General features: G+C 73.5%; 6 protein-coding genes and 1 pseudogene. 1 reads left to right on the forward strand and 6 read right to left on the reverse strand.

Going from position 1 to position 5434, the window contains the following annotated elements:
* The 6 genes and pseudogenes from ACZ56B_RS09940 to ACZ56B_RS09965 all read right to left on the reverse strand — a co-directional run.
* Positions 1 to 512, reverse strand: a pseudogene (locus ACZ56B_RS09940) (NADH-quinone oxidoreductase subunit M); the annotation flags it as partial.
* Between the two features lie 6 nt (positions 513 to 518).
* Positions 519 to 2513, reverse strand: a complete 1995-nt coding sequence (locus tag ACZ56B_RS09945; protein ID WP_468788132.1) for an NADH-quinone oxidoreductase subunit 5 family protein — start codon at positions 2511 to 2513, stop codon at positions 519 to 521.
* Positions 2510 to 2896, reverse strand: a complete 387-nt coding sequence (gene nuoK / locus ACZ56B_RS09950; RefSeq protein WP_468788134.1) for an NADH-quinone oxidoreductase subunit NuoK — start codon at positions 2894 to 2896, stop codon at positions 2510 to 2512. Before nuoK ends, ACZ56B_RS09945 begins: the two co-directional genes overlap by 4 nt.
* The gene (locus ACZ56B_RS09955) at positions 2896 to 3534 is read right to left on the reverse strand and encodes an NADH-quinone oxidoreductase subunit J family protein (RefSeq protein ID WP_468788136.1); all 639 of its coding nucleotides are present in this window, start codon (positions 3532 to 3534) and stop codon (positions 2896 to 2898) included. Before ACZ56B_RS09955 ends, nuoK begins: the two co-directional genes overlap by 1 nt.
* Positions 3531 to 4193: a NuoI/complex I 23 kDa subunit family protein gene (locus ACZ56B_RS09960; RefSeq protein ID WP_468788138.1), complete on the reverse strand. Its 663-nt coding sequence runs from the start codon at positions 4191 to 4193 to the stop codon at positions 3531 to 3533. The genes ACZ56B_RS09955 and ACZ56B_RS09960 overlap by 4 nt, the downstream gene beginning before the upstream one ends.
* Position 4194: 1 nt before the next feature.
* Complete coding sequence (locus ACZ56B_RS09965) at positions 4195 to 5163, reverse strand: complex I subunit 1/NuoH family protein (protein ID WP_468788140.1); 969 nt, start codon at positions 5161 to 5163, stop codon at positions 4195 to 4197.
* Between the two features lie 38 nt (positions 5164 to 5201).
* On the opposite strand from ACZ56B_RS09965, the gene ACZ56B_RS09970 reads away from it, so the two are divergent.
* Positions 5202 to 5434 (forward strand): hypothetical protein (locus ACZ56B_RS09970; protein WP_468788142.1); only part of this gene is annotated, 233 nt, incomplete at its 3' end.

Genomic DNA, 5434 nt, shown 5'->3' on the forward strand with positions numbered 1-5434 from the left:
CCCCAGCGGGCGATGAGGAAGTACATCGGGACGAGGACCGTCTCGAAGGCGAGGAAGAACAGGACCAGGTCGAGGACGGCGAAGGTCGCGAGGGTGCCGGCCTCGAGGACGAGCAGCAGGGCGACGAAGGCCTTCGGGGAGGGGCCCGCGGGTGGCTTGAAGTACGAGTGGAGCGCGCTGAGGAAGGTCAGCAGCGCGGTGAGGACCAGGAGGGGGAGGGAGATGCCGTCGGTGCCGAGGTGGATCCGCACGTCGAGGGCGGGGATCCAGCTGATGTCGGTCGTGGCCTGCATCGTCGCCGGCCGGCTGTGGTCGAAGCCGAGCGCGAGGACGATCGCCGCGAGGAGGACCGCGCCGGTGACGGTGACGCCGTGGCGGAGCACGGCCTGCTCGGGTGACTTCCCCTTCAGTCCGGGCGGGGCCGGCAGGAGGGCGGCGGCGGCGCCGAGGAGCGGGCCGACGACGAGGAACGCCAGGAGGAACCGCATCACGGACTCGTTGATATCGATCACGTCTGCTCACGCTCCCGTGGCGACGAGGACGGCGGCGACCGCGAGGACGACGGCGCCGGCGAGCAGCGCGCTCACATAGGTCTGCAGGTTGCCGGTCTGGGCCCGCCGGACGGCGGCGCCCAGCCAGCGGGGCAGTGCTCCCGCGCCGCGTACGTAGGTGTCGACGACCTCGCGGTCGAGGAACCGGACGAGACGCGCGCCGGCCCGGACCGGGCGGACGAAGAGGGCCGTGTACACGGCGTCGAGGTGGAAGCCGGCGGCCGCGGGCCGGTGCAGCGGGCCGAGCAGCAGCCGCCCCGGGTCGGACGGGTCGGGCGCGTACGCGATGTCCCCGTAGGCGGGCTCGTGGCCGGCGACGGCCTCCGCCTCGACCCGCCCGGCACCGCCCCCGGGATGGGCGGCGACGGCGCCGAGGGGGGTGCGGACGGTGTACGCGGTGGTGTGCCGCCAGGTGGCGTAGGTGACGATGCCGCCGACCAGGGCCACGCCCGTGCCGAGCACGGAGGTGGTGAGGGTCGGGGTCAGGTCGTGGCCGTCGAACCAGTCGGGCAGGACGCGGAACGCGAATCCGCCGAGCGCCAGGGACGGGACGGCGAGCACCCACAGCACCGCGGTCATCGTCAGGGGCTGCCTGCCGTGGTCGGGGGCCTCGGTGCCGTGGCCGCGGAAGGCCAGCAGCCACAGGCGCGTCGCGTAGGCCGCGGTGAGCAGGGCCGTGAGCAGGCCGGCGAGGAGGACGGTCCAGCCCGCCGCGGCGGGAGCGTGCTCGGTGTGGCCCGTGACGACGTGTTCGGCGGCCCCGAGGACGGCCTCCTTGGAGAAGAAGCCGCTGAACGGCGGGATCGCGGCGAGCGCGAGCAGTGCCACGGTCATCGTCCAGTAGGCGTCGGGGACGCGGTCGCGCAGGTGGCCCATGCGGGACATGGCGGCCAGCGAGTTGGTGCCGGCGGCGTGGATGACCACGCCGGCGGCGAGGAACAGCAGCGCCTTGAAGGCGCCGTGCGACAGGAGGTGGAAGACGGCGGCCCCGCGGTCGGCGACGGCCAGGGCGCCGGTCATGTAGCCGAGCTGGCCGATCGTCGAGTAGGCGAGGACGCGTTTGATGTCGTCCTGGGCGAGTGCGGCGAGCGCGGAGCCGGCCATGGTCACGGCGGCCATGACGGCGAGGACGACCAGCGCGGCCCGGGAGGCCTCGAAGAGCGGGAGGAGGCGGGCGACGAAGTAGACGCCGGCGGCGACCATGGTCGCGGCGTGGATCAGCGCGGAGACGGGCGTCGGGCCGGCCATCGCGTCGGGGAGCCAGGTGTGCAGCGGGAACTGCGCCGACTTGCCGGCCACGCCCGCCAGGAGCAGCAGGGCGATCGGCGTGGGGTGCTCGATGCCCCCGTGCGCGACGGCGTCGAGGACCCGGGTGATGCGGAAGGACCCGGCCTCGGTGGCGAGGGCGAACAGGCCGATGAGGAAGGGGACGTCGCCGAGTTTGGTGACCAGGAAGGCCTTGAGGGAGGCGGCGCGGGCCTGGGGGGTCTCCCAGTAGTGGCCGACGAGGAAGTAGGAGCAGATGCCCATGACCTCCCAGCCGACCAGCAGCACCATCAGGTCGCCGGAGTAGACGACCAGGAGCATCGCGGAGGTGAACAGCGAGACGAGGGCGGCGTAGGAGGGGTAGCGCGGATCGTCGCGCAGGTAGCCCGTCGAGTAGATCTGCACACAGGTGGCGACGACGGTGACCAGGACGGCGGTGAGGGCGGCGAAGCCGTCGACGTGCAGGGCGAGTTCGACGGGGACCGAGCCGGTGGGGGCGAGTTCGGTGGCGGCGTCCACGGCCCGGCCGCCGCCCTGGCGCGCGGCGACCGCGACGGCCAGCACGAGGGAGGCGAGCGTCGGCAGGACGGCGAGCGGGCGGACGAAGCCGGGGGCGGTGCGGCCCAGGAGCAGCCCGGTGATCGCGCCGAGGAACGGCAGGAGGGGGACGAGGACGGCGAGGGTGGTGGTGGTCACGCGGTGGCCTCGGTCTTCTCGGCGGCCGCTCCGGGCGCGGAGGCGTCGGGGTCGTCGGGTTCGTGGCCCTCGGCGGTGTCGCGGAGCCGGTCGATGTCCGAGGTGCCGCGGTTGCGGTACACGGCGAGGACGATCGCCAGGCCGATGCCGATCTCGGCGGCGGCGATGGCGATGGTGAACAGGGTCAGGGCCTGGCCGGAGTGCAGCGTCTCCTCGGCGGCCCGGCTGAGCCAGACGTCGAAGGCGACCAGGTTCAGGTTGACGGCGTTGAGCATCAGCTCGACCGACATCAGGACCAGGATCGCGTTGCGGCGGGCGAGGACGCCGTACAGCCCGGTGCAGAACAGGAGGGCGGACAGCACGGCGGGATAGGCGAGGTGCATCAGCGGGTCCCTTCCGGCTCGCGCCCGGCCGGCCGGGCGCCGGTCCCGGCCGCGGCGCCGGCCTTCGCCTTGCGGGACAGGACGATCGCGCCGACGAGGGCGGCGAGGAGGAGGACGGAAAGGGCCTCGAAGGGGAGGACCCAGTGCTGGAAGAGGCTCGCGCCGGTCACGTCGGTGGAGCCGGCGGGCGCGCCGTCCAGGTCGATCCAGGTGGTGCGGAAGGCGTCGACGACGACCCAGACCAGGGCCGCCGCGGCGGCGACCGCCACGGCGAGGGCGACCCGGCGGTTGCCGGAGTCGGCGTCCGGGGAGCGGCCGACGGGGGCCCGGGTGAGCATCAAACCGAACAGGAGGAGCACGATGACGGAACCGACGTAGATGAGGACCTGCACCCAGGCGATGAACTCGGCGGTGAGCAGGAGGTACTCGACGGCGAGGCCGCCGAGGGCCACCACCAGCCAGAGGGCGGCGTGCACCAGTTGCCTCGTGGTGACGGTGACGACGGCGGCGCCGAAGGTGACCAGGCCGACGAGGAGGAAGGCGACCTCCACGCCGGTCGGGGAGAGGAATCCCCGGGACTCGGCCGTCAGGTCCGCGGTGCCGGCCGCGAGGCCGCCGAGGGTCGCTGCGAGGGTCATTCCCGGCCCTCCTGCCGTGGCTGGTCCGTCTGCTGCTGCGACGCGCCCGCCGGGCGCGTGGGGGACTCGGCGGCGCGGGCCTGTTCGTCGGCGTGCGGCTCGGTGCCGGACGGGGGCGGGGCCGCCTCCGCGGCCTGGGCGGCGGCCAGCTTCTCGGCGGTCCTGCGGGCGGCGGCGAGCTCCTTGGGCTCCTCGGCGCCGGGGTCGAGGGCGGGCGGGGCCGGGACCGTCCACATCCACTCGCGCAGCTTGTCGCGCTCGTGGGTGAGGTCGCGGATGTCGGTCTCCGCGTACTCGAACTCGGGGGACCAGAACAGGGCGTCGAAGGGACACACCTCGATGCAGATGCCGCAGTACATGCACAGGGAGAAGTCGATGGCGAAGCGGTCGAGGACGTTGCGGCTGCGCTCGCGTCCGCCGGGGGCCGCCGCCGGGACCGTCTCCTTGTGGGAGTCGATGTAGATGCACCAGTCCGGGCACTCGCGGGCGCACAGCATGCAGACCGTGCAGTTCTCCTCGAACAGGCCGATCACCCCGCGGGTGCGGGGCGGCAGTTCGGGCTGGGTCTCCGGGTACTGGGCGGTGACGGACTTCCTCGTCATCGTCCGCAGGGTGACGGCCAGGCCCTTGGCCAGGCCGGAGCCGGGAATCGGGGCCATGTCAGAGGAACACCACCTTGACGACGCCGGTGAGGGCGATCTGGGCGAGGGAGAGGGGCACGAGGAGGGTCCAGGAGAACTTCTGCAGCTGGTCCTCGCGCAGGCGGGGGTAGGTGACGCGGAGCCAGATGACGACGAAGGCGAGGACCGCGGTCTTCAGCAGGGTCCAGACCCAGCCGAGTCCGTCGGCGCCCCAGGGGCCGTGCCAGCCGCCCAGGAAGAGGACGGTGGTCAGGCCGCACAGGACGACGATTCCGGCGTACTCGGCGAGGAGGAAGAGCGCGAAGCGCAGACCGGTGTACTCGGTGTACGCGCCGAAGATGATCTCCGAGTCGGCGACGGGCATGTCGAACGGCGGGCGCTGGAGCTCGGCGAGGCCGGCGACGAAGAAGACGAGCGCGCCGGTGATCTGCCAGGGCAGCCACCACCACTCGAAGGCGTCGAGGATGCCGACGAGCGAGACGGTGCCGGCCGCCATCGCCACCGAGGCGGCGGTGAGCAGCATCGGCAGTTCGTAGGCGAGGAGCTGCGCGGCGGTGCGCAGGCCGCCGAGGAGGGAGAACTTGTTGGCGGAGGACCAGCCGGCCATGAGCGAGCCGAGGACGCCCACGCCCATGACCGCCAGGACGAAGAACACGCCCGCGTCCAGTACCTGCCCGACCGCCCCCTCGCCCGGGCCGATCGGGAGGGCGAGCAGGACGAGGAGGTACGGCAGCAGGGAGACGGCCGGGGCGAGCTGGAAGACGCGGCGGTCCGCGCCGGCCGGGACCACGTCCTCCTTCTGCGCGAACTTCACTCCGTCGGCGATGAGCTGGGCCCAGCCGTGGAAGCCGCCGGCGTGCATGGGCCCGAGGCGGCCCTGCATGTGGGCCATCACCTTGTGCTCGGTCTGACCCACGATCAGGGGGAGGGTGAGGAAGGCGACGAACACGGCCAGGAGTCGCAGGGCGACGTCGAGCGCGTCGTTCACCGCGGGCCTCCTGAGGGGTCGTCGTCGGAACTGTCGTCGTGAGGGCCGCCGTCGCCCGGGCCGCCGTCGCCGGGACTGTCGTCGCTCGGGCCGCCGTCGCCGGGACTGTCGTCGCCCGGGCCGCCGTCGCCGGGACTGTCGTCGCCCGGGCCGCCGTCGCCGGGACTGTCGTCGCCCGGGCCGCCGTCGCCGGGACTGTCGTCGCCCGGGCCGCCGTCGCCGGGACTGTCGTCGCCCGGGCCGCCGTCGCCGGGACTGTCGTCGCCCGGGC

This window comes from Streptomyces sp. NPDC034670 (assembly GCF_055574875.1).

What these genes read in the sequence shown, in the direction of transcription:
- nuoK (WP_468788134.1), bottom strand. Translation starts at nt 2,896, where the DNA reads ATGCACCTCGCCTATCCCGCCGTGCTGTCCGCCCTCCTGTTCTGCACC.
- ACZ56B_RS09955 (WP_468788136.1), bottom strand. Translation starts at nt 3,534, where the DNA reads ATGACCCTCGCAGCGACCCTCGGCGGCCTCGCGGCCGGCACCGCGGAC.
- ACZ56B_RS09960 (WP_468788138.1), bottom strand. Translation starts at nt 4,193, where the DNA reads ATGGCCCCGATTCCCGGCTCCGGCCTGGCCAAGGGCCTGGCCGTCACC.